Source organism: Methylobacterium sp. TK26, from assembly GCF_055361565.1.
Map to the genome: position 1 here is coordinate 603,401 of NZ_CM143965.1, position 24,907 is coordinate 628,307.

At 69.2% G+C, this 24,907-nt stretch carries 23 protein-coding genes and 1 pseudogene; 10 read left to right on the plus strand and 14 right to left on the minus strand.

The features are described from left to right. Nucleotides 1–2: 2 nt before the first annotated feature. Nucleotides 3–1,148, minus strand: a complete 1,146-nt coding sequence (locus ACXJ1Y_RS03045) for an AI-2E family transporter (RefSeq protein ID WP_463848700.1) — start codon at nt 1,146–1,148, stop codon at nt 3–5. A gap of 126 nt (nt 1,149–1,274) precedes the next feature. Between ACXJ1Y_RS03045 and ACXJ1Y_RS03050 the strand changes: the two genes are divergently transcribed. Further along, nucleotides 1,275–1,424 (plus strand): hypothetical protein, encoded by a 150-nt coding sequence (locus ACXJ1Y_RS03050; protein WP_342163669.1) that lies wholly within the window; start codon nt 1,275–1,277, stop codon nt 1,422–1,424. Nucleotides 1,425–1,533: 109 nt separating this feature from the next. Here the strand turns inward: ACXJ1Y_RS03050 and ACXJ1Y_RS03055 are convergent, their stop codons facing one another. Further along, entirely contained in the window at nt 1,534–2,004 is a 471-nt protein-coding gene (locus tag ACXJ1Y_RS03055; protein WP_463848701.1) for a molybdenum cofactor biosynthesis protein MoaE, read from the minus strand. A 109-nt stretch (nt 2,005–2,113) separates the two neighbouring features. Here ACXJ1Y_RS03055 and ACXJ1Y_RS03060 point away from each other — a divergent pair, with 109 nt between their 5' ends. Next, nucleotides 2,114–3,136, plus strand: a complete 1,023-nt coding sequence (locus ACXJ1Y_RS03060; protein ID WP_463848702.1) for a gamma carbonic anhydrase family protein — start codon at nt 2,114–2,116, stop codon at nt 3,134–3,136. 19 nt (nt 3,137–3,155) lie between these two features. Here the strand turns inward: ACXJ1Y_RS03060 and ACXJ1Y_RS03065 are convergent, their stop codons facing one another. The 10 genes from ACXJ1Y_RS03065 to ACXJ1Y_RS03110 form a co-directional block, all read right to left on the minus strand. After that, entirely contained in the window at nt 3,156–3,884 is a 729-nt protein-coding gene (locus tag ACXJ1Y_RS03065) for an amino acid ABC transporter ATP-binding protein (RefSeq protein WP_463850019.1), read from the minus strand. Nucleotides 3,885–4,032: 148 nt separating this feature from the next. Continuing rightward, nucleotides 4,033–4,725 (minus strand): amino acid ABC transporter permease, encoded by a 693-nt coding sequence (locus ACXJ1Y_RS03070; RefSeq protein WP_463848703.1) that lies wholly within the window; start codon nt 4,723–4,725, stop codon nt 4,033–4,035. Between the two features lie 58 nt (nt 4,726–4,783). Continuing rightward, the gene (locus tag ACXJ1Y_RS03075; RefSeq protein ID WP_463848704.1) at nt 4,784–5,506 is read right to left on the minus strand and encodes an amino acid ABC transporter permease; all 723 of its coding nucleotides are present in this window, start codon (nt 5,504–5,506) and stop codon (nt 4,784–4,786) included. Between the two features lie 246 nt (nt 5,507–5,752). Then, complete coding sequence (locus ACXJ1Y_RS03080) at nt 5,753–6,676, minus strand: amino acid ABC transporter substrate-binding protein (protein WP_463848705.1); 924 nt, start codon at nt 6,674–6,676, stop codon at nt 5,753–5,755. A 381-nt stretch (nt 6,677–7,057) separates the two neighbouring features. Beyond that, the gene (locus tag ACXJ1Y_RS03085; RefSeq protein WP_463848706.1) at nt 7,058–8,179 is read right to left on the minus strand and encodes a branched-chain amino acid ABC transporter substrate-binding protein; all 1,122 of its coding nucleotides are present in this window, start codon (nt 8,177–8,179) and stop codon (nt 7,058–7,060) included. A gap of 64 nt (nt 8,180–8,243) precedes the next feature. Then, nucleotides 8,244–8,591, minus strand: coding sequence for a DUF6867 family protein (locus ACXJ1Y_RS03090; RefSeq protein ID WP_463848707.1), 348 nt, complete (start codon nt 8,589–8,591; stop codon nt 8,244–8,246). Next, on the minus strand, nt 8,584–9,390 hold the full coding sequence (locus ACXJ1Y_RS03095) for an ABC transporter ATP-binding protein (protein ID WP_463848708.1): 807 nt from the start codon (nt 9,388–9,390) through the stop codon (nt 8,584–8,586). Before ACXJ1Y_RS03095 ends, ACXJ1Y_RS03090 begins: the two co-directional genes overlap by 8 nt. Nucleotides 9,391–9,400: 10 nt before the next feature. Then, nucleotides 9,401–10,261, minus strand: coding sequence for an ABC transporter ATP-binding protein (locus ACXJ1Y_RS03100; RefSeq protein WP_463848709.1), 861 nt, complete (start codon nt 10,259–10,261; stop codon nt 9,401–9,403). After that, nucleotides 10,261–11,670, minus strand: a complete 1,410-nt coding sequence (livM, locus tag ACXJ1Y_RS03105; RefSeq protein WP_463848710.1) for a high-affinity branched-chain amino acid ABC transporter permease LivM — start codon at nt 11,668–11,670, stop codon at nt 10,261–10,263. Before livM ends, ACXJ1Y_RS03100 begins: the two co-directional genes overlap by 1 nt. Next, entirely contained in the window at nt 11,670–12,587 is a 918-nt protein-coding gene (locus ACXJ1Y_RS03110; RefSeq protein ID WP_463848711.1) for a branched-chain amino acid ABC transporter permease, read from the minus strand. Before ACXJ1Y_RS03110 ends, livM begins: the two co-directional genes overlap by 1 nt. Nucleotides 12,588–12,820: 233 nt before the next feature. On the opposite strand from ACXJ1Y_RS03110, the gene ACXJ1Y_RS03115 reads away from it, so the two are divergent. The 7 genes and pseudogenes from ACXJ1Y_RS03115 (at nt 12,821) to ACXJ1Y_RS03145 (ending at nt 19,126) form a co-directional block, all read left to right on the plus strand. Beyond that, nucleotides 12,821–14,101: a dicarboxylate/amino acid:cation symporter gene (locus ACXJ1Y_RS03115; RefSeq protein WP_463848712.1), complete on the plus strand. Its 1,281-nt coding sequence runs from the start codon at nt 12,821–12,823 to the stop codon at nt 14,099–14,101. 23 nt (nt 14,102–14,124) lie between these two features. Next, complete coding sequence (locus ACXJ1Y_RS03120; protein WP_463848713.1) at nt 14,125–15,039, plus strand: amino acid ABC transporter substrate-binding protein; 915 nt, start codon at nt 14,125–14,127, stop codon at nt 15,037–15,039. 81 nt (nt 15,040–15,120) lie between these two features. Further along, complete coding sequence (locus tag ACXJ1Y_RS03125; protein WP_463848714.1) at nt 15,121–15,777, plus strand: DUF1007 family protein; 657 nt, start codon at nt 15,121–15,123, stop codon at nt 15,775–15,777. Beyond that, on the plus strand, nt 15,768–16,769 hold the full coding sequence (locus ACXJ1Y_RS03130) for a nickel/cobalt transporter (protein WP_463848715.1): 1,002 nt from the start codon (nt 15,768–15,770) through the stop codon (nt 16,767–16,769). The genes ACXJ1Y_RS03125 and ACXJ1Y_RS03130 overlap by 10 nt, the downstream gene beginning before the upstream one ends. Before the next feature lie 74 nt (nt 16,770–16,843). Then, a pseudogene (locus ACXJ1Y_RS03135) lies at nt 16,844–17,116 on the plus strand (3-keto-5-aminohexanoate cleavage protein); the annotation flags it as partial. Between the two features lie 113 nt (nt 17,117–17,229). Beyond that, a complete protein-coding gene (locus ACXJ1Y_RS03140) occupies nt 17,230–18,441 on the plus strand; it encodes an ABC transporter substrate-binding protein (protein ID WP_463848716.1) in 1,212 nt (403 codons plus the stop codon). A gap of 145 nt (nt 18,442–18,586) precedes the next feature. Further along, nucleotides 18,587–19,126 carry a YciE/YciF ferroxidase family protein gene (locus tag ACXJ1Y_RS03145; protein WP_463848717.1) on the plus strand — a complete coding sequence of 180 codons (540 nt, stop codon included), beginning with the start codon at nt 18,587–18,589 and terminating at the stop codon, nt 19,124–19,126. A gap of 57 nt (nt 19,127–19,183) precedes the next feature. Here the strand turns inward: ACXJ1Y_RS03145 and ACXJ1Y_RS03150 are convergent, their stop codons facing one another. After that, nucleotides 19,184–22,432: an autotransporter family protein gene (locus tag ACXJ1Y_RS03150; protein WP_463848718.1), complete on the minus strand. Its 3,249-nt coding sequence runs from the start codon at nt 22,430–22,432 to the stop codon at nt 19,184–19,186. Between the two features lie 164 nt (nt 22,433–22,596). Then, a complete protein-coding gene (locus tag ACXJ1Y_RS03155; protein WP_463848719.1) occupies nt 22,597–23,193 on the minus strand; it encodes an LOG family protein in 597 nt (198 codons plus the stop codon). A gap of 230 nt (nt 23,194–23,423) precedes the next feature. On the opposite strand from ACXJ1Y_RS03155, the gene ACXJ1Y_RS03160 reads away from it, so the two are divergent. Continuing rightward, nucleotides 23,424–24,848 (plus strand): LysM peptidoglycan-binding domain-containing protein, encoded by a 1,425-nt coding sequence (locus ACXJ1Y_RS03160; RefSeq protein ID WP_463848720.1) that lies wholly within the window; start codon nt 23,424–23,426, stop codon nt 24,846–24,848. Nucleotides 24,849–24,907: the final 59 nt, after the last annotated feature.

Below are 24,907 nucleotides of genomic sequence, written 5' to 3' on the forward strand. Positions count from 1 at the left end.
CCTCAATGCCCCGGATGCTCGCCGAGCGTGTCCTCAACGTAGAGCTGTTCGAGCAGCACCTTGATCACCGCGAGCAGCGGCAGGGCGAGCGCGATGCCCCAGAGGCCGAAGATCACGCCGAGCACGAGCTGCCCGGCGAAGATCGTGGCCGGGGGGATGTCGAGCGCCCGCTTCTGGATGAAGGGCGTGAGCCCGTAGCTCTCCAGGCACTGCACCGCGAGGTAGACGCCGAGCGCCCCGAGCAGCGCCTTCGGCCCTGACGCCAGGGCGGCGAGGAGGATGACGAGGCCCGCCACCAGCGGCCCCACCGTGGGCACGAAGGCGAGGAGCCCCGCCTGCAAGCCGAGGATCAGTGCGCCGCCGATGCCGAGGAAGGCGAGGCCCGCCCAGGTGAACAGGAAGATCGCCGTCATGGTCAGCAACTGGCCGAACAGCCAGTGGCGCAGGGTCTCGCCCGCCCCGTCGAGCACCTTCGCCCCCCGGCGGCGCTTCGTGGGGGGGATGAAGCGCAGCACGCCGTCGCGGTAGCTGCGCGGGTCGGCGGCGAAGGCGACGCCGAGGAAGACGATGACGAGGACGTTGCCCACGGCGTCCACGAGGCCGAGCACCACCGCCGTCGCCGGGCCCAGCACGCTCCCCGCGCTCGACAGGACCGAGCCGGAACTCTTGAGCAGCCCCGAGGCGAGGCCCCCGAGGCCGCCCTCCTGCTGGCCGGGCTCCCGCGCGGACCGGCCCTCGTCCTTCGCCGGGCCGAGGAGCGGCACGTCGATCCCGTGGTCGGCGAGCCAGGTGTTCACGGAATCGGCCTGCGTCTTGATCGTGCTGCCGAGGTCACGCCCCTGCTGCGCGACGGTGGTGCTGCCATAGGTGGCGAAGCCGAGCGCCAGGAGCGCGACGGTGATGCTCGCCAGCGTCAGCCTGAGGCTGCGCGGCAGCGGCAGGACATAGGCGAGCGCCCGCGTCAGCCCGTCGAGGAACACGCCGAGCAGGACGCCTGCGAAGATCAGGAGCAGCGTGCCGGACGACATCCAGGCCAGGGCCAGGGCGGCGGTGAAGCAGACCACGGCGATGCCGGAGCCGGCGAGGGGGGCGGCCCCCCGCCATGGGCCGACCGGCCCGTTCAGGGCCTCGAGCTTCGATTCGGTCATTACGATCCCTGGCGGCCACTGAGCCCCACGTCGAACGCGTCGCAGGCGCCCCGGTCAAGCCCTGGGCGACGAATGAGCGGGATGTGCGTTGATGCCCGGAGACGTCATCCCAAGGAGCACCCGCGCATGGACAACCACGGCAGCACCCGGTTCAACCACCTCGCCCCCGGCGACAACATCGACAAGCGGGACCAGTTGAGCAGCGTGGTGCTGATGGGCCTCGCCATCGCGGGCGGGGCCGTCTCGCTGATCCTCACGGCGCTCCTGGGCGGCTAGTGCATCGATCCAGACGAAGGCGTCAGCCGTATCTGGAAATATTGATGCAAAAAGAAGAAGCTAGGGCAGAGACGCATGAACGGAGTGAGTGCGTCACTGCCCTAGGCCCTCACCAGCGCCCCGCCGCCGCGTCGTCGGCGGCGGTAGCCTCGACCCAGCCGCCGACCGTCCCGTCGGCCAGATGCTCGCGCTTCCAGAACGGCGCCCGCGTCTTCAGGTAATCCATCAGGAAGCTCGCCGCCTCGAAGGCCGCGATCCGGTGGCCGGAAGCCGTTAGCACGAAGACGATGCCCTCGCCGGGCCGGACCAGCCCGTGCCGGTGGATGACCCGCACCGCCTGGAGCGGCCAGCGTCCTTCCGCCTCCTCGACCACCCGGCCGATCTCGGCCTCGGCCATGCCGGGGTAATGCTCCAGTTCGAGGGCGGCGAGGCGCCCCGCCTCGTCCCGGCACAGACCCGAGAAGGTGACGACCGCGCCGGCCTTCCCCGCGAGGTCCGCCTCGACGCGGGCGACCTCCCGCGCGAGGTCGAAGGGCTCGGCCTGGATCGAGACCTTCGCGGGGGGCAGCGGAGATTCCATGGCGGACTTTCGGGGGCCGCCCCGTGGGGCGCCTGACTGTTTGCGCTGCGCCCTATATGGCACGGAGGAGCCGGAGGCCGAACCGGGGCCGCGAGAGGCACGAGGCATCATGAACCCAGATCTGACGCTGCCATACGAGGGCGAGTCACCGTCCTTCGCCAGCCGCCCGGTCTGGTGCGGACGCGGCAGCACCGTGATCGGCGCGGCGCGGATCGGCGATCAGGCCTGGCTCGGGGACGCGGCGGTGATCCGCGCCGACGGGCAGCGCGTGACCCTCGGGGACCGGTTCTGGCTCGGCCACCGCTCGACCGTGCACATCGCCACCTTCACCCACGGCACGACCTGCGGCGACCGGGTGACGGTGGGGCGCAACAGCGTGCTCCACGCCTGCACGATCGGCGCGGACGTGGTGGTCGAGGACGACGTGGTGATCCTCGACGGATCGAGCATCGGCGACGGCGCGGTCATCGAGGCGGGGGCGACCGTGTTCCCCCGCTCGGACCTCGCGGGGGGCTTCGCCTATGCCGGCAGCCCGGCCAAGGCGGTGCGCCCGATCGCGCCGGGGGAGGCGGCCGAGCGCGCCGAACGGGTCCGCGAGCGCAGCGCCGAGGGGCTCGGCGCCGATCCCGCGCCGCCGCAGGACCTCGACCCGGACGTGTTCGTGGCCCGCACCGCGCGCCTACGCGGGCGCGTCGGACTGGGGGCGGGGGCGAGCGTGCTGTTCTGCTGCGCGCTGGAGGCCGAGGCCGGGCCCATCGTGGTCGGCGCCGACACCAACATCCAGGACAACACGGTGATCCGCTCGCGGGGCGAGGGCGTGGTGATCGGGCGCGACACAACCATCGCGCACAATGTCCGCATCGCCGATTCCCGCATCGGCGCCCGCAGCCTCATCGGCATCGGCGCCGTGATCGCGCCGGGCACGCTGATCGCCGACGACGTGATGGTCGCCGCCGGGGCCACCACCGATCCCGGCCAGATCCTCGAATCCGGCCATCTCTGGGGCGGCCGCCCCGCGCGGATCCTCGGCCCCCTCGACGCCGAGCGGCGGTCGATGATGCTGCGCATCGTCGAGAGCTATTGCCGCCACGGTCGCGAGTACCGGGCGGCGCAGGAGGAGCTGGCGGGGTAGCGACCGCGCCCGCCGTCGCTCAGTGCTGCAGGATCTTCGACAGGAAGGTCTGCGCGCGCTCGGAGCGGGGGCTGCCGAAGAAGTCGTCCTTCGTGGCGTCCTCGACGATCTCGCCCCGGTCCATGAAGATCACCCGGTCGGCGACCTTGCGGGCGAAGCCCATCTCGTGGGTCACGACCATCATGGTCATGCCCTCCTTGGCGAGCTCGACCATCACGTCGAGCACCTCTCCCACCATTTCGGGGTCGAGCGCCGAGGTCGGCTCGTCGAACAGCATCACCACCGGGTTCATGGCGAGCGCGCGGGCGATGGCCACGCGCTGCTGCTGGCCGCCGGAGAGTTGGCCCGGATACTTGTGCGCGTGGGCGCCGAGGCCGACGCGGGCCAGCAGGTCGAGGCCGCGCTTCTTGGCATCCTCGGAGCTGCGCCCCAGCACCTTGCGCTGGGCGATGGTGAGGTTGTCGGTGATCGTCAGGTGCGGGAACAGCTCGAAATGCTGGAACACCATGCCGACCCGCGAGCGGAGCTTCGGCAGGTTGGTGGTCTTGTCGATCACCTTGGTGCCCGCCACCGTGATCTGGCCCTTCTGGAAGGGCTCCAGGGCGTTCACGCACTTGATGAGCGTCGACTTGCCCGAGCCCGAGGGGCCGCAGACCACCACCACCTCGCCCTTGGCGACCTTGGTGGTGCAATCGGTCAGCACCTTGAAGTCGCCGTACCATTTGCTGATGGCGTCGATGGCGATCATCGTCTCGCCCGGCGCGCCCTTCGGCAGGCCGGAGACGAGGCCGCCCGGCTGGAGGCCGGGATCCTTCGGAGCATGGTCGGCGTCGACGGCGGGCTGCGAGGCGGTCGGGGCCGGCATCGGGGAAGAGGTCATGGTGAAAGTCCCCTGATCAGCGGATGATGGCGACACGGCGCTGCAGGCGGCGCACGAGGAACGAGGCGGCGAAGCAGATCGCAAAGTAGACGAGCGCCGCGAAGATATACATCTCCACCAGGCGTCCGTCGCGCTGGGCGACCTTCGAGGCCGCGCCCATGAAGTCGGTGAGCGACAGGACGTAGACCAGCGACGTGTCCTGGAAGAGCACGATGGTCTGGGTCAGCAGCAGCGGCAGCATGTTGCGGAAGGCTTGCGGCAGCACGACGTTGCCCATCGTCTGCCAGTAATTCATGCCGAGCGCCGAGGCGGCGGCGGTCTGCCCCTTCGGCACCGATTGGATGCCCGCGCGCATGATCTCGGCGAAATAGGCCGCCTCGAACGCCGTGAAGGTGATGAGCGCCGAGGGGAAGGCGCCGACCTGGATCGGCGTCGTCGAACCGACCACGTAGGCGCCGATATACGGCACGAGGAAGTAGAACCAGAAGATCACCAGCACGAGGGGCAGGGAGCGGCACAGCTCGACATAGCCCTTGGCGAGGTGCCAGACGCCGGGGATCCCCGAGAGCCGGGCCATGGCCAGCAGGGTGCCGAGCACCACGCCCCCCGCCGCCGCCATGGCGGTGAGCGACAGGGTGAAGACCATGCCCGTCCCGAACAGGTAGGGCAGGGCGGTCAGGACGACGGAGAAATCGAAGTTCGAGAGCATCTCGGCCTGCGCATCATCGCCGCCTCGTCGGCGGCCGGTTGCAGCGGGGTTCGGGCGGTCAGCGCTGCCCGGGGATGGTGACGGCGCGTTCGAGGAGGCTCGCGCAGACGACGACCACGAGGTTGATCGCCACGTAGAGGAGCGTCGCGGCGGTGAAGGCCTCGAACACCTGGAAGGAGAATTCCTGCATCGAGCGCGCCCGGCCGGTGAGTTCGAGCAGGCCGATGGTCAGCGCCACGGACGTGTTCTTGAGGTTGTTCAAGAACTCGGAGGTCATCGGCGGCAGGATGATGCGGTAGGCGTTCGGCAGCAGGACGTAGCGGTAGGTCTGCACCGTGGTGAAGCCCATGGCCGTGGCCGCCATCCGCTGCCCGCGCGGCAGGGCCTGGATGCCGGCGCGGACCTGCTCGGCCACCCGCGAGGCGGTGAAGAAGCCCAGGCACACCACCGCCGTGTAGAACGGTGCGTCCGGCATCTGCTTCACGGCATCCCCGAGCCCGCGCGGCAGAACCTCCGGCAGCACGAAGTACCAGAGGAACATCTGCACCAGCAGCGGCACGTTGCGGAAGATCTCGACATAGGTCGTGCCGATGGCGTTCGCCGTCTTGCTCGGCAGGGTGCGCAGCACGCCGATGACCGAGCCGAGGGTGAAGGCGATCGCCCAGGCGCACAGCGCCGTCACGATGGTCCAGTACAGGCCGGACAGGAGCATGTCCGCGTAGGTGCCGGTCCCCTCCGGGGACTGGTCGAAGAAGATGCTCCAGTTCCAATTGTAGTTCATCGCGACATGTCTACCAAGAGAGGTCGTCTTACTGATAATGTCCCACTCTCACCCTCATCCTGAGGTGCTGCGCAGCAGCCTCGAAGGAGGGTTCCAGTGGGCACCGCGATCCCTGGAGCCCTCCTTCGAGGCCCGCTCACGCGGGCACCTCAGGATGAGGAAGGGGCTTGGAACCCCGAACCAGTCTCGGCACCGTGGAGGCGCCCCGCGGACCGTGCCGCGGGGCGCTCGTTCAGGTGCGAAGGCTCAGTAGGAAGCGGGATCGGCGCTGTCGATCGGCTTCGTGAACTGCTTCTTCATCTCGTCGCTCATCGGCAGGTTCAGGTTGATGTTGCGCGGCGGGATCGGCTGTGTGAACCACTTGTCGTAGAGCGCCTTGCCCTCGGGGCTGGTGTAGAGCTTGGCGGTGGCCTCGTCGGCGACGGCCTTGAACGGCGCGTCGTCCTTGCGGACCATGATGCCGTAGGGCTCCGGCTTCGAGAGGGCTTCCTTCGAGATCTCGTAAGCGCCCGGATCCTTCGAGGAGGCGACCAGCGAGGCGAGGAGCACGTCGTCCATCACGAAGGCGACGGCGCGGCCGGTCTCGACCATCAGGAACGCCTCGGCGTGGTCCTTGGCGGGCAGGATGGTCAGGCCGAGCTTCTTCTCGGTGTTGGCCTCGTTGATCTGCCGGATGTTCGTGGTGCCGGAGGTCGAGACGACGGTCTTGCCCTTCAGGTCCTCGACCGTGTGCAGGTTCGAGGACTTCTTCGAGACGAAGCGCGTCGCGGTGAGGAAGTGGCTGTTCGTAAAGCCCACCTGCTTCTGGCGGTCGGCGTTGTTGGTGGTCGACCCGCATTCGAGGTCGATCGTGCCGTTGGCCATCAGCGGGATGCGGGTCGCCGACGTGACCGGGTTGAGCTTCACGTCGATCTTCGGCAGGCCGAGCTTGGTCTTCACCGCGTCGGCAATCTTGTAGCAGATGTCCATGGCGTAGCCGACGGGCTTCTCGTCGCCGCCGAGGTAGGAGAACGGTACGGAGGAGTCGCGGTAGCCGATGGTGATGGCGCCGGAATCCTTCACCTTCTTGAGGGTGCCGGTCAGGTCTTCGGCGCTGGCGGCCAGGGGGGCGACGGCGAGGCTCAGGCCAAGCGCCGCGGCGAGGCCACGGCGAGCGTTAACGAACTGCATCGGTACGGAACTCCTGGGTCTGGCCGAACGTCGTCGGCAGGCGGTGTCGGGTGCAGGCCCGCCCGCTCGAGCGGAGCCTTTGCAACGTTGATGCCGGAGAGACGAGTCTGAATACGAGATACCGGTCAGCGCGCGGTCCGTAGGCCGATGACCCGGCCTCCCTGACCCGCATCGATCCGTCCGCAGTCACAATCACCGCCTCTCCGATATTCGGAGCCGGGCCGAGCGCCCGCGCGGACGGCATGTTGCATGATTTTAAGGCGGACGCATCGGGGCGCTTCACGGCGCCCACAGGCTGCGCCTGACGATCCGCCCGATGTCGCAATGCGAAAGCCGCCCCGCTGGGTGGCGGGACGGCTTCCGGTCGGCGGTAAGGAAACGTTACTGGGTCAGTTCATTGCCGGCATAGCCGATCTGGCCGTCGGCGCCCTTCTTCCACTCGTAGATCACGTAGTCGGGCTTGGTGATGTCGCCCTTCTTGTCGAACGAGATCGGGCCGATCACCGTCTGGAACGGCTTGCCCTCATGCATGTAGGCGGCGACCTTCTTGCCATCGGTGGACTTCGCCCCCTCGACGGCCTGCTTGAAGATCTGCGCGGCGGCGTAGGCGTAGAGGGTGTAGCCCTCCGGATCGATGCCCTTCGCCTTGAACGCGGCGACCACGTCCTTGGCGGCGGGCTTCTTGCGCGCATCCGGCGGGAAGGTGGTGAGCGTGCCCTCGGCGGCCGGGCCGGCGATGGCCACGAGCTCGCGGTCGACCATGCCGTCGCCGCCCATCATCGGCGCCTTGAGGCCCTGGTCGCGCATCTGGCGCAGGATCAGCCCGGCCTCGGTGTAGTAGCCGCCGAAATAGACGATATCGATCCCGTTCTGCTTCAACTTGGAGACGAGGGCCGAGTAATCCTTCTCGCCGGGATTGATACCCTCGATGAGGGTTTCCTTGCCGCCCTTGGCCTTGAACGCCTTCAGGGTCTCATCGGCCAGACCCTTGCCGTAGGGGGTCTTGTCGTGGACGAAGGCGACCTTCTTCCCCTTGTACTTGTCGGCGAGGTAGTCGCCCGCGACCTGTCCCTGCTGGTCGTCGCGGCCGCAATCGCGGAACGTGTTCCACAGGCCGCGCTCCGTGTACTTCACGTTGGTGGAGCCGGGGCTGATCGCGACGACGCCGGCATCGGCATAGACATCCGAGGCCGGGATCGAGACGCCGGAATTGAAGTGGCCGATCACGAACTTCACCTTGTCGGAGGCGAACTTGTTGGCCACCGAGACGCCCTGCTTCGGGTCGGAGGCGTCGTCGCCCACGCTCAGCTCGACCTTCTGGCCGTCGATGCCGCCGGCCTTGTTGAAGTCCTCCACGGCCTGGGTGGTGCCGTTCTTGAGCTGCGCGCCGAAGGCCGCGCTGTTGCCGGTGATCGGCGCGCCCACTCCCATCTTGACCTGCGCCAGGGCAGGGCCGGAACTCAGGACGCCGAGCGCGAGGCCCGCCAGAAGTATCGATCGCATCGCCACACTCCCCTGTCTTCACCCGGAAAGGCCGGGTGGATCGAGATGCCGAAAGCTCAAGGACTCAACGCGGACGCCATGTCAGCGGCGAGGTCTTCTCGTAGAGCCAGCGATACTGGCTCGTCATCTGGCGGGTCCGCGTGTGGCGGAAGCCCGCCGAGCCGATCAGCAGCACCATCAGCGCGTCCACGGCGTAGTAATGGGCCGAGAGCAGCGTCCCGCCGAACAGGGCGAAGTGGATGAAGCGCACCGCCGCCGCCACGAGGAGCAGGGCCGGCACGCAATGCCAGTAGGGCCGCCAGCCCTTGGCGATGCCCCGCGCCGCCATCCAGCCGGCCCAGCCGCCCATCACCACCGTGACGAGGAGGAACAGCCAGACCGAGCCTTCCTCGAAGAGCAGGCCGTCAAGCATGGTCGCCCCCCGCAGGCGCGGCGTGGCCGCCTTCGAGATAGGCCGCCTTCACGGAGGGGTCGTCCAGCAATTGCCGACCGGTGCCGCTCATGGTGATGCGCCCGTTCACCAGCACGTAGCCGCGATGGGCGAGCTTGAGGGCGTGGTAGGCGTTCTGCTCCACGAGGAAGATGGTCATCCCGTCCTCCCGGTTGAGGCGGCGGATCGCATCGAAGATGCCCTTCACCACCAGGGGCGCGAGGCCGAGCGACGGCTCGTCCAGCAGGAGCAGCTTCGGCCGGCTCATCAGGGCGCGGGCGATGGCCAGCATCTGCTGCTCGCCGCCGGACATGGTGCCGGCGCGCTGGTGCAGCCGCTCGCCGACGCGGGGGAACAGGGTGACGACCTTCTCCAGGTCCTCCGCGAAGAAGCGCCCGCCATGGAGGGCGGCGCCCATCTGCAGGTTCTCGTGCACGCTCATGCGCGGGAAGACCCGGCGGCCCTCCGGCGACTGGGCGATCCCCAGGCGGGCGATCTCGTGGGTCGGCACGCGGGTGATGTCGCGGCCCTCGTAGGTGATGGTGCCCGCGCGCGCCTGGGGCGCGCCGAACACGGTCATCATCAGGGTCGACTTGCCGGCGCCGTTGGCGCCGATCAGCGTGACGATCTCGCCCTCGCCGACATCGAGATCGACGCCCTTCAGCGCGGCGACGCTGCCGTAATAGGTCGAGACCCCGCGCACGGTGAGGAGCGGCGGCTTGCCCCCCGCCTGGATCGCCCGCGTCTCCTCCACGAGCACGTTGATGCCGGCGACGCTCAACGGTCGGCCCTCATGCGGGATGCCCTTCATGCGGCAGGGACAGGCCCACCTCGGCCTCCACCGCCTCGACCTCCTCGTCCTCGACGCCGAGATAGGCGGCGATGACGCTCGGGTTGGTGCGGATCTCCTCCGGCGTGCCGTCCGCGATCTTCTTGCCGTAGTCGAGCACGACGATGTGGTCGGAGATCTCCATCACCACGGACATGTCGTGCTCGATGAGCAGGACCGAGGTGCCCTCGTGGTCGCGGATGTGCCGGAGCAGGGCGTTCAGTTCCAGGGACTCGCGCGGGTTGAGGCCGGCGGCGGGCTCGTCGAGGCAGAGCAGCACCGGATCGGTGCACATGGCCCGCGCGATCTCCAGCCGCCGCTGCGCCCCGTAGGGCAGGCTTCCCGCCGGCTCGTCGGCCCGCGCCAGCAGGTCGATCCGCGCGAGCCAGCCCTTGGCCTTCTCGACCGCCGCGGCCTGCGCATCGCGAAACCCCTTGAAGCCGAGGAGCCCCAGCACCGTGTAGCCGGAGGCGCGCATCAGCGTCTTGTGCTGGGCCACCAGCAGGTTCTCCAGCACCGTCATGCCGGGGAACAGGCGGATGTTCTGGAAGGTCCGCGCCACCCGCGCCGTCCGGTTCACCTGATGGTTCGGCAGGCGTTCCAGCAGGTGCTCGCTGCCGTCCTCGTGGGTGAGGGTCAGCATCCCCTCGGTCGGCTTGTAGAAGCCGGTGATGCAGTTGAAGACCGTCGTCTTGCCGGCCCCGTTCGGGCCGATCAGGGCGGTGATGTCGCCCCGGCGCGCCTCGAAGGACAGGTCGGCGATGGCGGTCAGGCCGCCGAAGCGCATGGTCAGGTGATCGACCGTGAGGACGGAAGCCGCCATCAGCCGTGCCCCTCGCTCACATGGGCGCCGGAGATCGCCTTTCGCTCACCCAGCGTCACCGAGGGCATCCGCACCGAGATCAGCCCGCGCGGGCGCCAGACCATCATCGCCACCATGGCGAGGCCGAACAGCAGCAGCCGGTACTCGTTGGGATCGAACCCCTCGCCGAACACCGCCTTCAGCCCCCCGAGGTTGCGCAGCATCTCCGGGCCGGCGACCATCGCCACGGCCGCGATGGCGACGCCGAACTGGCTGCCCATGCCGCCGAGCACCACGATCGCCAGGATGATCGCGCTTTCCAGGAAGGTGAAGCTCTCCGGCGAGATGAAGCCCTGCCGCACGGCGAAGAACGAACCGGCGAAGCCGCCGAAGGCCGCGCCCAGGGCGAAGGCCGTGAGCTTCGTCGCCGTGGTGTCGATGCCGAGGGAGCGGCAGGCGATCTCGTCCTCGCGGAGCGCCTCCCAGGCGCGGCCGATGGGCAGGCGGCGCAGGCGCAGGGTCACGAGGTTGGTGATCAGCGCCAACACGAGGATCAGGTAGTACAGGAACACGACCCGGTGCATCGAATCGAATTCGAGGCCGAAACGCGCGGCGAACCCGTCATCGTCCGCCGTGAAGGGGATGCCGAAGAAGGTCGCGCGGGGAATCGAGGACACGCCCGCCGCGCCGCCGGTCACGTCCGTCCAGTTGATGAGGACGAGGCGGATGATCTCGCCGAAGGCCAGCGTCACGATGGCGAGGTAATCCCCCCGCAGCCGCAGGACGGGGAAGCCGAGCAGCATCCCCCACAGCCCGGCGAACAGGCCGGCCAGCGGCAGGCACACCCAGAAGGACAGGCCGAAGGTGGTCGAGAGCAGCGCGTAGGAATAGGCGCCGACCGCGTAGAACGCGACGTAGCCGAGGTCGAGGAGCCCGGCGAGGCCGACGACGATGTTCAGCCCCCAGCCGAGCATCACGTAGGTGAGGATGAGGATGCCGAGGTCGATCCAGTAGCGGGCCGAGCCGAGATCGCCGGTCGCCAGCGTCGCCAGGACCGGCAGGGAGAGCGCCACCGCCACGAACAGCTTCAGGCCGATCTTCGAGACCTTCTGCCCGGCATCGGGCTCGCCCCCCACGGCCACGGTGGCCTGGGCGGAGGAGGGGGCAAGGGCTGACGTCTTGGCCCGCCGCGCGTCCCGGCGCATCAGGAGCAGGCGCTGGCCGAGGCGGACGGCGAAGGTGATCGCGCAGAGGATCGCCACCAGCCCCCAGCGGGGGACGAGGACGAGGTCGCTGCCCGGCCCCGGATCCATCCGGAAGGCGATCAGCGGCACGCAGAGGCCGAGGGCGACGAGGGCGCAGAGGGCGGCGTCGCGCAGGATGGCGCCCATGGCGCTGTCCGGCAGGGCGTCGGTGGCGGGGCGGGCCATCAGACCTTCTCGACCTCAGGCCGCCCGAGGATCCCCGAGGGCATGAAGATGAGCACGATCGCCAGGATCGAGAAGGCGGCCACGTCCTTGTATTCGATGGAGAAATAGGCCGACCAGAAGGTCTCGATCAGGCCGATGATGAGCCCGCCGAGCACCGCGCCGGGCAGGGAGCCGATGCCCCCCAGCACCGCCGCCGTGAAGGCCTTCACGCCCGGCACGAACCCGTCCGAGAACGAGACCACGCCGTAATACATCACGTAGAGCACCCCCGCGACCGCCGCGAGGGCGGCGCCGAGGACGAAGGTCAGGGAGATCGTCCGGTCCACGTCGATGCCGAGCAGGGCGGCCATCTTCCGGTCCTGCTCGCAGGCCCGCTGGGCGCGGCCGAAGGGCGTCCGCTGGACGAGGTACCAGAAGCCCGTCAGCAGCACCGCCGTCACCACCATGATGAGACCCTGCTTGTAGGACAGGACCACCGTGTACCCCTCCCGCTCCAGGACAGTGATGCCCCCCGAGAGGACCGGCGGCATCGACTTGTTGCGGGCGCCCTGCACCACCTGCACGAAGTTCGACAGGAAGATCGAGACGCCGATCGCCGAGATCAGCGGCGCCAGCCGGAAGGAGCCCCGGAGCGGCCGGTAGGCCACCCGCTCGATGGCCCAGCCCCAGAGGGCGGTGAGCGCCATCGCCAGCACCAGCACCACGAGGAAGGCGAACACGATGGAGGAGACGCCGAGCCACGTCGTCAGCAGCAGGAACAGGATCAGGGCGATGAAGCAGGAGACCATGAAGACATCGCCATGGGCGAAGTTCACCATCCCGATGATGCCGAAGACCATCGTATAGCCGATGGCGATCAACCCGTAGATCGAGCCCAGTGTCAGGCCGTTGATCAACTGCTGCAGAAAGACGTCCATACACCCGTCCGCTCGATGCCCCAGCGCGTTGCGATCCTTCGGGGCCGGTCCGCAAGACCCGTACCGCAAGCGTAGCCTCGACGCCACGGGGGTCCCGGGGGCGCCACCGACACAAATCAATGCATTTGCCGCACAAATTTCAGCAAGCGGGCTTGCGGATGGCATGGTGTCTGCTGGACCGTTACGAGAAGTTGTAACCAGTCGACCTGGGCGGGTGCGGGGAGGGATCAGCAATGACCGGATCGAGACTGACCACGCTCATCTTTATCGGCATGGTACTCGGCATCGCGGTGGGTTACGCCTGCAGCATCACTTGGCCGGATCCACAGACCGCCAAGGACATCGCCGGATACATCGCGCTGGTGTCCGATATCTTCCTGCGGCTCATCAAGATGATCATTGCGCCGCTGGTGTTCTCGACGCTGGTCGTGGGCATCGCGCACATGGGCGATACTGCGTCCGTCGGCCGGGTCGGCGGCAAGGCGCTGCTGTGGTTCGTCGGCGCGTCGTTCTGCTCGCTGCTGCTCGGCCTCGTTCTGGTGAATTTCCTCCAGCCCGGCCACAACCTTAACTTGCCGTTGCCTGATGCCGGAGCGGGCACCGGCCTGAAGGCCGCCTCGCTCTCCCTGAAGGAGTTCGTCACCCACCTCGTGCCCAAGAGCGCGGTGGAGGCGATGGCCAACAACGAGATCCTGCAGATCGTGGTGTTTTCGATCTTCTTCGGCGTCGCCCTGGCCTCCCTCGGGGAGAAGGGCCAGTTCCTCGCCAAGGGGATCGAGGGCGTCGCCGACGTGATGCTCAAGGTCACGGGCTACGTGATGCTGTTCGCCCCCGTCGCCGTCTTCGCGGCCATCGCGGCGACCATCACCACCCAGGGCATCGGCGTCCTCGTCACCTACGGCAAGTTCATGCTGATGTTCTATTTCGGCCTGTTCTGCCTGTGGATGCTGCTGATGGGGGTCGGCACCCTCCTCGTCGGCACGGGCGGGATCAGCCGGCTCGTGAACCTGATCAAGGAGCCGTTCGTACTGGCCTTCTCCACCGCGTCGAGCGAGGCGGCCTATCCGAAGCTGCTCTCGAACCTCGAACGCTTCGGCGTGCCGAACAAGATCACCTCGTTCGTGCTGCCGATGGGCTACTCGTTCAACCTCGACGGCTCGATGATGTACTGCACCTTCGCGGTGATGTTCATCGCGCAGGCCTACAACATCCCGCTGACCTGGACGCAGCAACTGACGATGCTGCTCCTGCTGATGGTGACGTCGAAGGGCATGGCGGGCGTGCCGCGCGCCTCGCTGGTGGTGATCTCGGCGACCCTGTCGCAGTTCAACATCCCCGAGGCGGGGCTGCTGCTCATCATCGGCATCGACCAGTTCCTCGACATGGGCCGCTCGGCGACCAACGTCCTCGGCAACAGCATCGCGACCGTCGCCGTGGCGAAGTGGGAGGGCCAGCTCACCCTGGAGGACCAGCGCCTCGACCACATGCCTGGCGCCGCCGCGCCGGCCGAGTAGGCGACGGGGAGGGGATGGCCGACATGGCTACGCGCAACCGGGCCCTCGCCCTCGCCGTCGCGCTGACCCTCGCCGTCTGCCCCGCAGGGGCGGTGGAGGTTCTGACCGGCACGCTCAAGACCGCCGCCGAGCGGGGTGAGATCGTGATCGGCTACAGGGAAAGCTCGATCCCGTTCTCCTTCGTGGAGGGCAAGCGGGCCGACGGCACGCCTCGGGTGGCGGGCTACGCCATCGACCTGTGCGGCGAGATCGTGGACGACGTGCAGACGGCGATCGGCCGCCCCCTCAGGGTGCGCTACGAGCCGGTGACGTCCGAGACCCGCATCGGGGCCGTCGTCTCCGGCAAGGTCGATCTCGAATGCGGCTCGACCACCGCCAATGCCGAGCGGCGCAAGCAGGTCGCCTTCTCGCCCGTCGACTTCATCAGCGCCACGAAGCTCCTCGTGCGGAAGGGCTCGACGCTCGCCTCCTACCGGGACCTCGGCGGCAAGACGGTGGTGGTCACCGCCGGCACCACCAACGAGCGCATCCTGCGCGACCTCCTCGCCCGGCTGAAGATCGACGCGCAGGTGGTGACGGCGCCCGACCACGCCGCCTCCTTCGCCATGGTGAAGGCGGGCAAGGCCGATGCCTTCGCCCTGGACGACATCCTCCTCTACGGGCTGATCGCCACCGACCCGGCGGACGGCCCCACCTACACGGTGCTGCCGGACAAGCTGTCCTTCGAGCCCTACGGGATCATGTTCCGCAAGGACGACCCGGCATTCGCGTCCCTGGTCGGCGACACCTTCCGGCGGCTCGCCGAATCCCGCGAGTTGCGCTGGACCTACGAGCGCTGGTTCCTCAAGCGCCTGCCGAACGGCGAGCGCCTCGACGTGCCGATGTCGGACGACCTGCGGGTGAGCTTCCAGCTGATGGGACTGGACGCGGGGCAATAGCGCGCCTCGCTTTCGCCCCAAGGCCGGGCGAACAAGCGCGCGTTCACCCTTCGTTGACCCATCGCCGCGAGCGTGCCGCCCATGTCGACCGCCGCCCTTCGCAGCCTCCTCGCCGCCGCCGCCTGCTGTGCCGTGACGGCCGCGCAGGCCCATCCCCACGTCTGGGTCTCCGCCAGGGCGCAGGTCGCCTACGCGGACGGCAAGGTCACGGGCGTGCGCCATACTTGGTCGTTCGATCCGGAATACTCGGCCTACGTCACCCAAGGGCTCGACGCCAACAAGGACGGCAAGCTCAGCCCCGACGAGTTGGCCTCCCTCGCGACCACGAACACCGAGAACCTCGCCGAGTTCGGCTACTTCACGAAGCTGAAGGTCGCCGGCAAGGAACAGGCCTTCGCCGAGCCCCGCGAGGCCGCGATGCGGATGGAGGGCAACGCCCTCACGCTCAGCTTCCTCCTGCCCCTCAAGAGCCCGGCGGCGCCGGGACGGGGGGTGGCGGCTCTCGAAGTCTACGACCCCACCTATTTCGTCTCCTTCGGCTTCGCGGAGGGGCAGGAGGCCGTGACGCTGACGGGAGCGCCGCAGGGCTGCACCGCCTCGGTCACGCGGCCGAAGAACGACCAGACGAAGGTCGCCGACGCCAAGACGGGCATGAGCGAAGCCTTCTTCGAGGCCCTGACCGCCGCCTCGAATTACGGCGAGCAATTCGCCAACCGGGTGATCGTCGCGTGTCCGTAGGGCTCGGCCTCGCCCCAGCCGCGCCGGCCTCGCGGCTGCCCCAGCGCCTCGCGCTGATGGCCGTGGCGGTCGCGCTGGCGGCCCTCCTCGTCGCCCTGCTGGCGTGGCTCATCGCCCCCGGCCTCGCCGCGCCGCCGCCGCGCTCCCCCTTCGGCATCGGGTTCCGCGAGGCCGCCCCCGCCGCCACCGGCCTCGGCGGGCTCATCCTCTCCCTGCAATCGAGCTTCGCGCGGGCCATGAACGCCGCCGTCACCGCCCTGAAGGGCGGGGGCGACTGGACGCCGCTGATCGGACTCGCCTTCGCCTACGGCGTCTTCCACGCCGCCGGGCCGGGGCACGGGAAGGCGGTCATCGCCGGCTACATCCTGGCGGGGGAGCGCGCCTTCCGCCTCGGCTGCGCCCTCAGCGCCTGCGCCGCCCTGCTGCAGGCCGCCGTGGCGATGGCCCTGGTGGGGGTCGGCAGTCTCGTCCTCAACGCCACCGCCGCGACCATGACGCGGGCCGGCACCTTCATCGAGACGGCGAGCTTCGCCCTGGTGGCCGCCGCCGGCCTCGCCCTGACCTGGCGCAAGGCCGGGCAGCTCGCGACGGGCCAGGTGGCCGGTGGCGCCTGCGGGCCGGATTGCGCCCACATGCCGGCGGCCGAGCGCGTCGCCTCCGCGCGATCCTGGCGGGCGCGGGCGGGGATCGTCCTCGCGGCGGGCTCGCGGCCCTGCGCCGGGGCGGTGCTCGTGCTGGTCTTCGCGATGGCGCAGGGCGTGCCGCTCGCCGGCATCCTCGCCGTCCTCGCCATGGCGGCGGGCACCGCACTCACCACCACGGCCCTCGCCGCGCTCGCGGTCTTCGCCAAGCGCGCCGCCCTGGCGCTGGCCGGCGGTCGCGGACAGGCCGGGGCGATGGCGGTCGGCGGGCTCGAATTGCTGGCCGCCGCCTTCGTGCTGGTGCTGGGCGTGGCCATGCTCGCCGGTCTCGCCACGGGCGTCGGCGGGTAGGGCGCGACGCCTCGCCAGCCTCCCGCCGCCGTGCCACCCTGAGGCCAAAGGCGGGAGAAGCGGACATGACCGACAGGGACCCCGCGACCGGGGCGCCGAGCATGGACCTCGCCCTCTACCGGGAGGTCGTGGAGCGGATCCGCGAGCGCAACGGCGAGGTCATCCTCAACCTCACCACGGGCGCGGGCGGACGCTACGTGCCGGGGGAGACGGACCCCACCGTCGCGGGGCCGGGCACCACCTTCGTTACGCCGGAGGCGCGCACCCGGCACGTGGGCGTGCTCAGGCCCGAGATCTGCACCCTCGACATCGCCACGGCGATCCTGGGCCTGACTCCGGGGGCGCTTCCTCAACCCGAAGCGTAGGCAACGCCGGAGCACGGCGTCTAAGCTGCGTCCCTCAGGCAAACCCGCCGCACCGAACGCGGGGGGATCGTCATGCGCCTCAGGGAGAGAGACCGATGCCGACCCGTACCCTCGCGGCGGGGGCGCTCGCAGCGTTCTGCACCCTCGCCGCCGCCCAGGCTGCCGACCTCGTGCCGGTGAAGATCGGCGTCCTGAACGACCGCTCCGGCGTCTATTTCGACTCGACGGGCGAGGGCGCGGTGGTCGCGGCGCGGATGGCGGTGGAGGATTACAAGCCGGAGCAGCACGGGCTCAAGGTCGAGGTCATCGCCGCCGATCACCAGAACAAGCCCGATGTCGGCGCCTCCATCGCCCGGCAATGGTACGACCGCGACGGGGTCGATGCGATCTTCGACGTGCCGACCTCCTCGGTGGCGCTCGCCATCGCGCAGATCACCAAGGAGAAGAACAAGGCGTTCGTGAATTCGGGCGGCGGCACCGCCGACCTCACCGGCCCGGCCTGCACGCCGAACACCGTCCACTGGACCTACGACACGGCGGCGCTCGCCAACGGCACCGGCAAGGCGCTGCTGAAGCGCGGCGGCAAGTCCTGGTACTTCATCACCGCCGACTACGCCTTCGGGCTGGCCCTGGAACGCGACACCAAGGCGGTGGTGGAGAAGAACGGCGGCAAGGTCGTCGGCGGCGTGCGCACGCCCTTCCCGAACCCGGACTTCTCGTCCTTCCTGCTCCAGGCCCAGGCCTCCGGCGCGCAGGTGATCGGCCTCGCCGACGCCGGCCTCGACGCAGCCAACGCGATCAAGCAGGCGCACGAATTCGGCATCCGCCAGGGCGGGCAGCAACTCGCCGCGCTGCTCATCGCCATCACCGACATCCACTCGCTCGGTCTCGACGTGGCCCAGGGGCTTCAGTTCACCGCCTCGTTCTACTGGGACATGAACGACGCCACCCGATCCTTCGCCGACCGCTTCGCGCAGAAGATGCCGGGCAAGAAGCCGACCTCCTATCAGGCGGGCGTCTACGCCAGCACGCTCCACTACCTGAAGGCCGTGGAGGCCCTGCACTCGGCCAAGGACGGCGCGGCAATCGTCGCCAAGATGAAGGAGATTCCCACCGACGACCCGCTGTTCGGCAAGGGGACGATCCGCCCGGACGGGCGCAAGATCCACCCGATGTACCTGTTCGAGGCCAAGGCACCGTCCGAGTCGAAGGGCGAATGGGACCTCTACAAGGTGCTGGAGACGATCCCCGCCGATCAGGCCTTCCGCCCGATGAGCGAGGGCGGCTGCCCGATGATCGCCAAGTGAGGGCGAGAGACCGCAAGCGCACGGACAAAGGTTCCTGCGGACGGTGAGAATAAAGGCGGGACCCGTCGCGCGAGGCCGGGGTTGGCGGGATGTGGCCGCTTTCACCCGCTCGGCCATTCCACCGCCCGCAGGAGTTCCGATCGCCATGGCCACCAAGCAGAAGACGCTTCACGACGCGTTCTACGAGACCCTCAAGGACGTCTACTACGCCGAGAAGCAATCGGTGAAAGCCCTCAAGAAATCGGCCAAGGCGGCGGAGCACGACGAGCTTCGGCAGGCCTTCGAGACCCATGCCGAGGAGAGCGCCCATCAGGTCGAGCGCCTGACCCAGGTCTTCGAGATCATCGGCAAGCCGGCCCGCGCCAAGACCTGCGAAGCGATGCAGGGCATCACCTCGGAGATGGAGGAGGATCTGGAGGATTTCGGCGACAGCCCGGCGGCCGATGCCGTCCTCGCCGCCTGCGCCCAGGCGGTCGAGCATTACGAGATCGCCCGCTACGGCACGCTCAAGACCTGGGCGAGCCAGCTCGGTTACGCGGAGGCGGCGAGCCTCCTCGACGAGACCCTGCAGGAGGAGAAGAAGACCGACGCGCTCCTGTCGAAGATCGCCGAGACCATCAACGTGGCCGGCATCGAGGACGGCGCGGAGCCGGCTCCGAAGGCCAAGGCGAAGGCGGCCCGCTGACGGAAAGGGCGGCGCCCCTCTCGGAGCGCCGCCCTGTCTCATCCCGATTGGCGAGGATCAGAACCGATAGGTGAAGTTGCCCTTCACCGCCTGATCCTGGGCACGCGAACCGGTCTGGCCCGTGTAGGCCACGCCGAGCGTCGCGCCCGGCGCGACCCGCAGGTCGAGACCGACTTCCGCCACCACCGCGTCCCGGTCGATCGGCACGCCCGCCGACAGGAAGGACGGGCCGGTTCCGAAGGCCAGGAGCGCCTTCGGCACCACGTCGCCGAAGGCCCGGCGGTAGCCGACGAGGGCGTGGGCCGAGAGGGGCAATCCGGTGCCGAAGTCGAAGGCGGACTGTCCGCGCACGCCCACCGTCAGGGCGCCGAGGTCGTAGTCGCGGGCAAGGCCGCGCAGAGCCGCCACGCCGCCGGTCTCGGCGAAGCCGTCCCGGTGGATGCCGACATATGCGCCGCCGACGAAGGGCTCGATATAGGTCGGGGACGGCTGCAGCGGCTGGACCGTCGCGCCCTTCGACACCAGCGCCACCGGAGCGGGCTGGCCGGGGAAGAACTTGTAGCCGATCTCGCCGAAGCCCTGCACCGTGTAGCCGCCGTAGCGGCCGGTGGGGGTATCCGCCACGCCGGGGACGATCACGGCGCGGCGGGTGCGCAGCGACTCGTCCGCGTAGACCGCTCCGAGGCGCAGCGACACCGGCCCGATCTCGTACCCGCCGTAGACGCCGCCGAACCCGCTCGTGACGCCGGCCGACTGGAAGCGGCCATTCGTGTCGAGGGTGTTCTCGGTGTAGCCGCCAACCACGCCGAGCTTGATCCCGCTCGGCAGGCGCATGTCGAGGCCCGCCGCGAAGCCAGCGAGCGTCCGGTCGAGGCCGAAGGCGTTGCCGCCGCTCGCGCTGCCGAAGACGCCGAAGCCCTGGCCCCAGATGCCGACCACGGTCGGGTCGAGGGTCTGCATCGGCACGCTCACGACCGGCGGCCGGCGGCCGGGCAGGTCGGCGGTGTAGCTGGCCGGCAGGCTGCCGAAGCTCAGCCCATCCGCCGCGCCGGGGGTGGTGCCCCAGCGCAGCCGGTCGAGGATGGCCTCACGCACGAAGAACGCCGTCTCGTAGGACGACGAGACCGTCGAGCCGTGGATGTCGCCCGCCAGCGCGCGGAAGGCGCCCTGCGCCTCCGGCGTGGTCAGGCCCACGGTCGAGGCGTAGATGGCGCTGCCCGGCCCGCCCGCCTGGATCGCGTTGGCGACGGAGGCGCCGTTGCGGGTCGTGGCGATGCTCGCGAAGGCGATGTCGTTGCGCGTCAGCGTCAGGTCGACCTCGGTCGGCTGGTAGCGCAGGGTCGGGGTCAGGAAGGCGAAGTTCGACGTGACGCCCGCGAACTGGCCCGTGACGCCCCCGGCCGCGTTGAGGATCGCGTATTGCGTGCGCGGGTTGTAGGCGCCGTTCTGCGCCAGGACCTGCACCGTGCCGCCGGCCAGCGTGGCCGTGCCGGAAACCGCGAGCCGGTCGGACTGGCCCGCCGCGTTGGCCTCGACCTGATAGACCGAGCCCGGCGCGAAGGCGGCGTTCCCGGCCACCGTGAGGGTGCCGATGGAATTGCCCGGGGCAACCGTGCCGCCGGAGAGGGCCGCGAGCCCACCCACCGTGCCGGTGCCGCCGAGGAGGCCGCCGCCGTTGACGACGACCGCGCCGCCGATCGTGCCGTTGGCATAGAGGGCGCCGCCGCTGCCGATGCTCGCGCCGGTGTTGAGCCGGTCGCTCGGGTCCATCGACAGGGTGCCGGTGACGTTCCCGAAGTAGCCGGCGGCCGAGTAGAGGTCGAGGCGCGACCAGTAGCTCAGCGCCGTGCCGTAGAAGGCGGCGAGCGCATTGCCCTCGGTGTTGACGATGATCTGGTTGATCGTCCCCGTGGAGAGCTGGCCGTAGAGGCCGCCGTTCGGGGCGAGGGTCTTCGCCGCGCCCGTGCTGCCGCCGTAGAGCGGGGCCAGCAGGATCGCGGCGTCGGGACCGCCCGAGGGCGCCTGTTCGCGGGGCGCCTGGGCGAAGGTCAGGGTCGGCAGACCGTAGGTCAGGCGCGACTGGTAGAGCGCCTGGTTGGCCGCGCTGGGCAGGTAGGGGTTGCTGGTGGTGTTCGCCGCGCTGTTGGCGCAGGCGGCGACGGTGTTGCCGCACTGGGCCGAGAGGTAGATCTGCAACTCGGACTGCGCCGCCGTGAACAGGCTCGGCATGTTGATCGCCGTGCCCGTGGTCGCGGTGTTGTTGATATAGGCCGGGTTCGTGAAGGCCTGGGCAAGGTCGTAGGCCGAGAAGGCCCGCGAGGCGATGATGTCGAGGGGGTAGTGCACGCCCAGCACGATGCGGCTGTTGGCGTAGTCGGACGCCCGCAGCAGCATGTTCTGGTATTGCTGCGGCACCAGCATCGCGAGCAAGTAGCCGTCTGTATAGGCGTATTGCGTGTGCCCGCTCGGGAAGGACGGGTTGGTGGCGATGCCGTTCAGCGCAGTCGGATCGAACACGTTGTACTGGCTCTGCGCCACCTGGATCGGCCGCGACGACCCGTAGACATCCTGCCCTCCTTGCGTGTTGCGCACGCCGTAGGCGAGGTCGAGGACGCTGTCGTAGCGGTTCGGCAGGGTGCCGGTGGAGCCCGCGGCGCCGGCCGGCGAACCGGCGGGGATCGTGTAGGGGCCGGTCGGCAGGGCGTAGCCGGCGGGCGCCACGGCCGGGACCGGCACGTAGCCGGCGGGCGTCGTGCTCGGGTTCGTGGCCGCGCCGTTGGCGAAGTAGTTCTTCGCCACGCCGAGATCGGCGCTGAACACGCTGTAGGCTTGGTTCAGCAGGTTGAACGTCGCCGTCAGGGGGCCGCTATTGGCGGTGCTGGCGCGGATGCCGGTCTGGTAGATCCCGCCGAGTTGCGGCCCGAGGCCGCCCACCGGCTGCAGGGGGGTGAGGCCGCCCGCGCTCTGCGGCGCCTGCGCCGGGAGCCCGCCCGCGAGGTTGTCCGCCGGGCCGAGATTCACCCGCGTGCCATTGGCGAGCGTGATCGAGGTGGTGAAGGCCGCGCTGCCCGGCAGGGCCTTGTCGCTGATCGCCTTCCGCTGGTCCGCGAGCGAGGCGCCCTGATTCTGGGCGATGGCCTGCGACAGGTTCAGCTGCAGCGTCTGCTGGCCGACCTGCGTCGCGTTCAGCCCGAGGAACGGGCCGAGCAGGTTCAGAACGTTGACGTTGGACGGTGTGGTGTTGACCGTCTGGGCCTGCGCGGCCGATGGGCCGAACGCCGCCAAGGCGAGCGCGGCGAATGACACACTCTGCTTGAAGTCCATTGTTGCCCCCAACCCGCTGGTCCCGGGTGGGGGCTGTTTAACCAAAGACTAGCCTGGGTATTTTGTCATAATCCCGTCATATATTTTAAAAGATCAATGAGTTGCTGGATAGCAACATCTCAATACTTGCGCCGGCTAATGAGCGACTACATCTTCGTGACGATGAGTTCCTCGGCGCGGCCGTCCGGCTCGTGGCCGGCGGCCTGGAGGAGCGGCACCACGGCGGCGGCGTCCTTCGCCACGAGGTAGCTCAGGTCGAGCCCGTCACGGATGAAGCCGTGGTCGCGCATGTGATCGAACAGGCCGAGCAGGGGCGCCCAGAAGTCATCCACGGAGACGAGCACGACCGGCTTCCTGTGCCGCCCGAGCTGCGCCCAGGTGAGCTGCTCCACCAGTTCCTCCAGCGTGCCGATTCCGCCGGGGAGGGTGACGAAGGCATCCGAGCGCTCGAACATCAGGCGCTTGCGGGTGTGCATGTCGGGCACGACGATGGTCTCATCGACGGCGTCCAGCATGTTCTCGCGGGCCTGGAGGAAGTCCGGGATGATGCCGGTGACGTGGCCGCCCGATTCCAGCACGGCGCGGGCGACGGTGCCCATCAGCCCGACATCGCCGCCGCCGTAGACGAGGGACATGCCGGCCTGCGCGAGCGCGGTGCCGAGCAGTTGCGCCGCCTCCTTGAAGGCCGGATTCTTGCCGAACCCGGAGCCGCAATAGACACAGACCGTCCTCACCAGGGCCATCCGGCGCCCTCCTTCGCGCATTCCGGGGGCCGCCCCGAAGGTCCTACATCCGGGAGAAATTGCAGCAAAGTGCTGAATTCCCACAGGAATCGCCAACCACAAGGGCAGGGCGGCTTGGTGCCCGGCCCGTGTACGTTATTATAGGCCGTGCAGTCGACGGGTTTCCACGAGGAGGTCCGCTAAGTTTTGAGTTTTCGCCGCTCGACGGCGGGGCGGCGGGGGAGGGGAACGTGGTGACGACGGGTCGGCTACGGCACGGAATCGTCCTGGCGCTCGCCGGCCTCGTAGCGGGTCTCGGGATCGTGCTGGGCCTCTATGGGACCGGCGGATTGTCCCGGATCGAGCAGGCGGCCCAGGGCAAGCTGTCCGCCCTCTCCCCCAATGCGGCGGGGCCGGGCAAGGACGCGTACAAGCCCGCGCAGGAGACGCCGCCGCAGGACAAGCCTGCCCAAGATAAATCTGCCCAAGATAAATCTGCCCAAGATAAATCTGCCCAAGATAAATCTGCCCAAGATAAATCTGCTCAAGACAAGCCTGCTCAAGACAAGGTCCCAGGGGCGGAGCCGGGCAAGGCGGCCGAGGCCGCCATCGCGCCGAGCTTCGACATCGTCCGCGTCGAGCCGAACGGCGATACGGTGGTGGCGGGCCGGGGCCGGCCGAACACGGTCATCGAGATGCTGGTCGACGGCAAGTCCGTCGCCAAGGCGCTGACCGATCCGAACGGGCAATTCGCCATCGTCCCGCCGGCCCTGCCGAAGGGATCGAGCGAGATCATGCTGCGGTCGAGGACGGCGGATGGCCAGGAAGTGCGCTCGTCGCAGAGCGTCGCCGTCTCGGTGGCGCCGGAGGGCAAGAGCCGCCCCCTCGTCGCCCTCTCGACCCCCGATGCGCCGACTGTGGTCCTCTCCCAGCCCGGCACCCCCGAGACGCCCCAGGCCGGCCGGGTGGACAAGTCCGCAGGCGGGGGCGGGACGAATCCGACCGGACGCCCCGCCCAGGACGCGGCGACGCGGATCGTCAGCGTCGATGCCGAGCCCGGCGGGCGCCTGTTCGTGACGGGCACCGGCAAGCCCGGCACGGATGTCAGGCTCTATCTCAACGACACGCTCATCGCCCCCGCCCGGATCGGCCCGGACGGCCGCGTGACCTTCACGATCGGACGGGGCGTCGCGCAGGGCCAGTATCAGGTGCGGATCGATGAGATCGATCCGAAATCCGGCCGCGTCCTGCACCGCGCGGAGGTGCCCTTCGCCATGCCGCAGCAGGTCGCCGAGGCGGCCCGAGCGGACCATGCCAAGCCGGACCACACCAAGCCGGAGCAGAAGCATGGCGCGTCGGCGCCGCGCGGCGAGCCCATGGCGGCCACGCCCCCGTCGTCTCCGTCGTCGCGGTCCTTCCCGGCGGCGGCGGCGCCGGCCGCGAACGGCTTGGCCGGAGCCCCGGAGGATCCGGCAGCGTCGGGTGCGGTGTTCGTGCCCTCCATCGCCACGGCGCGGATCACCCGGGGCGACAACCTCTGGCAGATCAGCAAGCGGATCTACGGGCGCGGCGAGCGCTACACGGTGATCTACGACGCCAACCAGGGGCAGATCCGCGATCCGGACCTGATCTATCCCGGCCAGATCTTCGTGCTGCCGGAGGACCGGCGGGGCTGAACGGCAGGCCGTCGTCCCGCCGGACGGGGTGCGGGCGCGCCCGCACGTGCCTATATGCG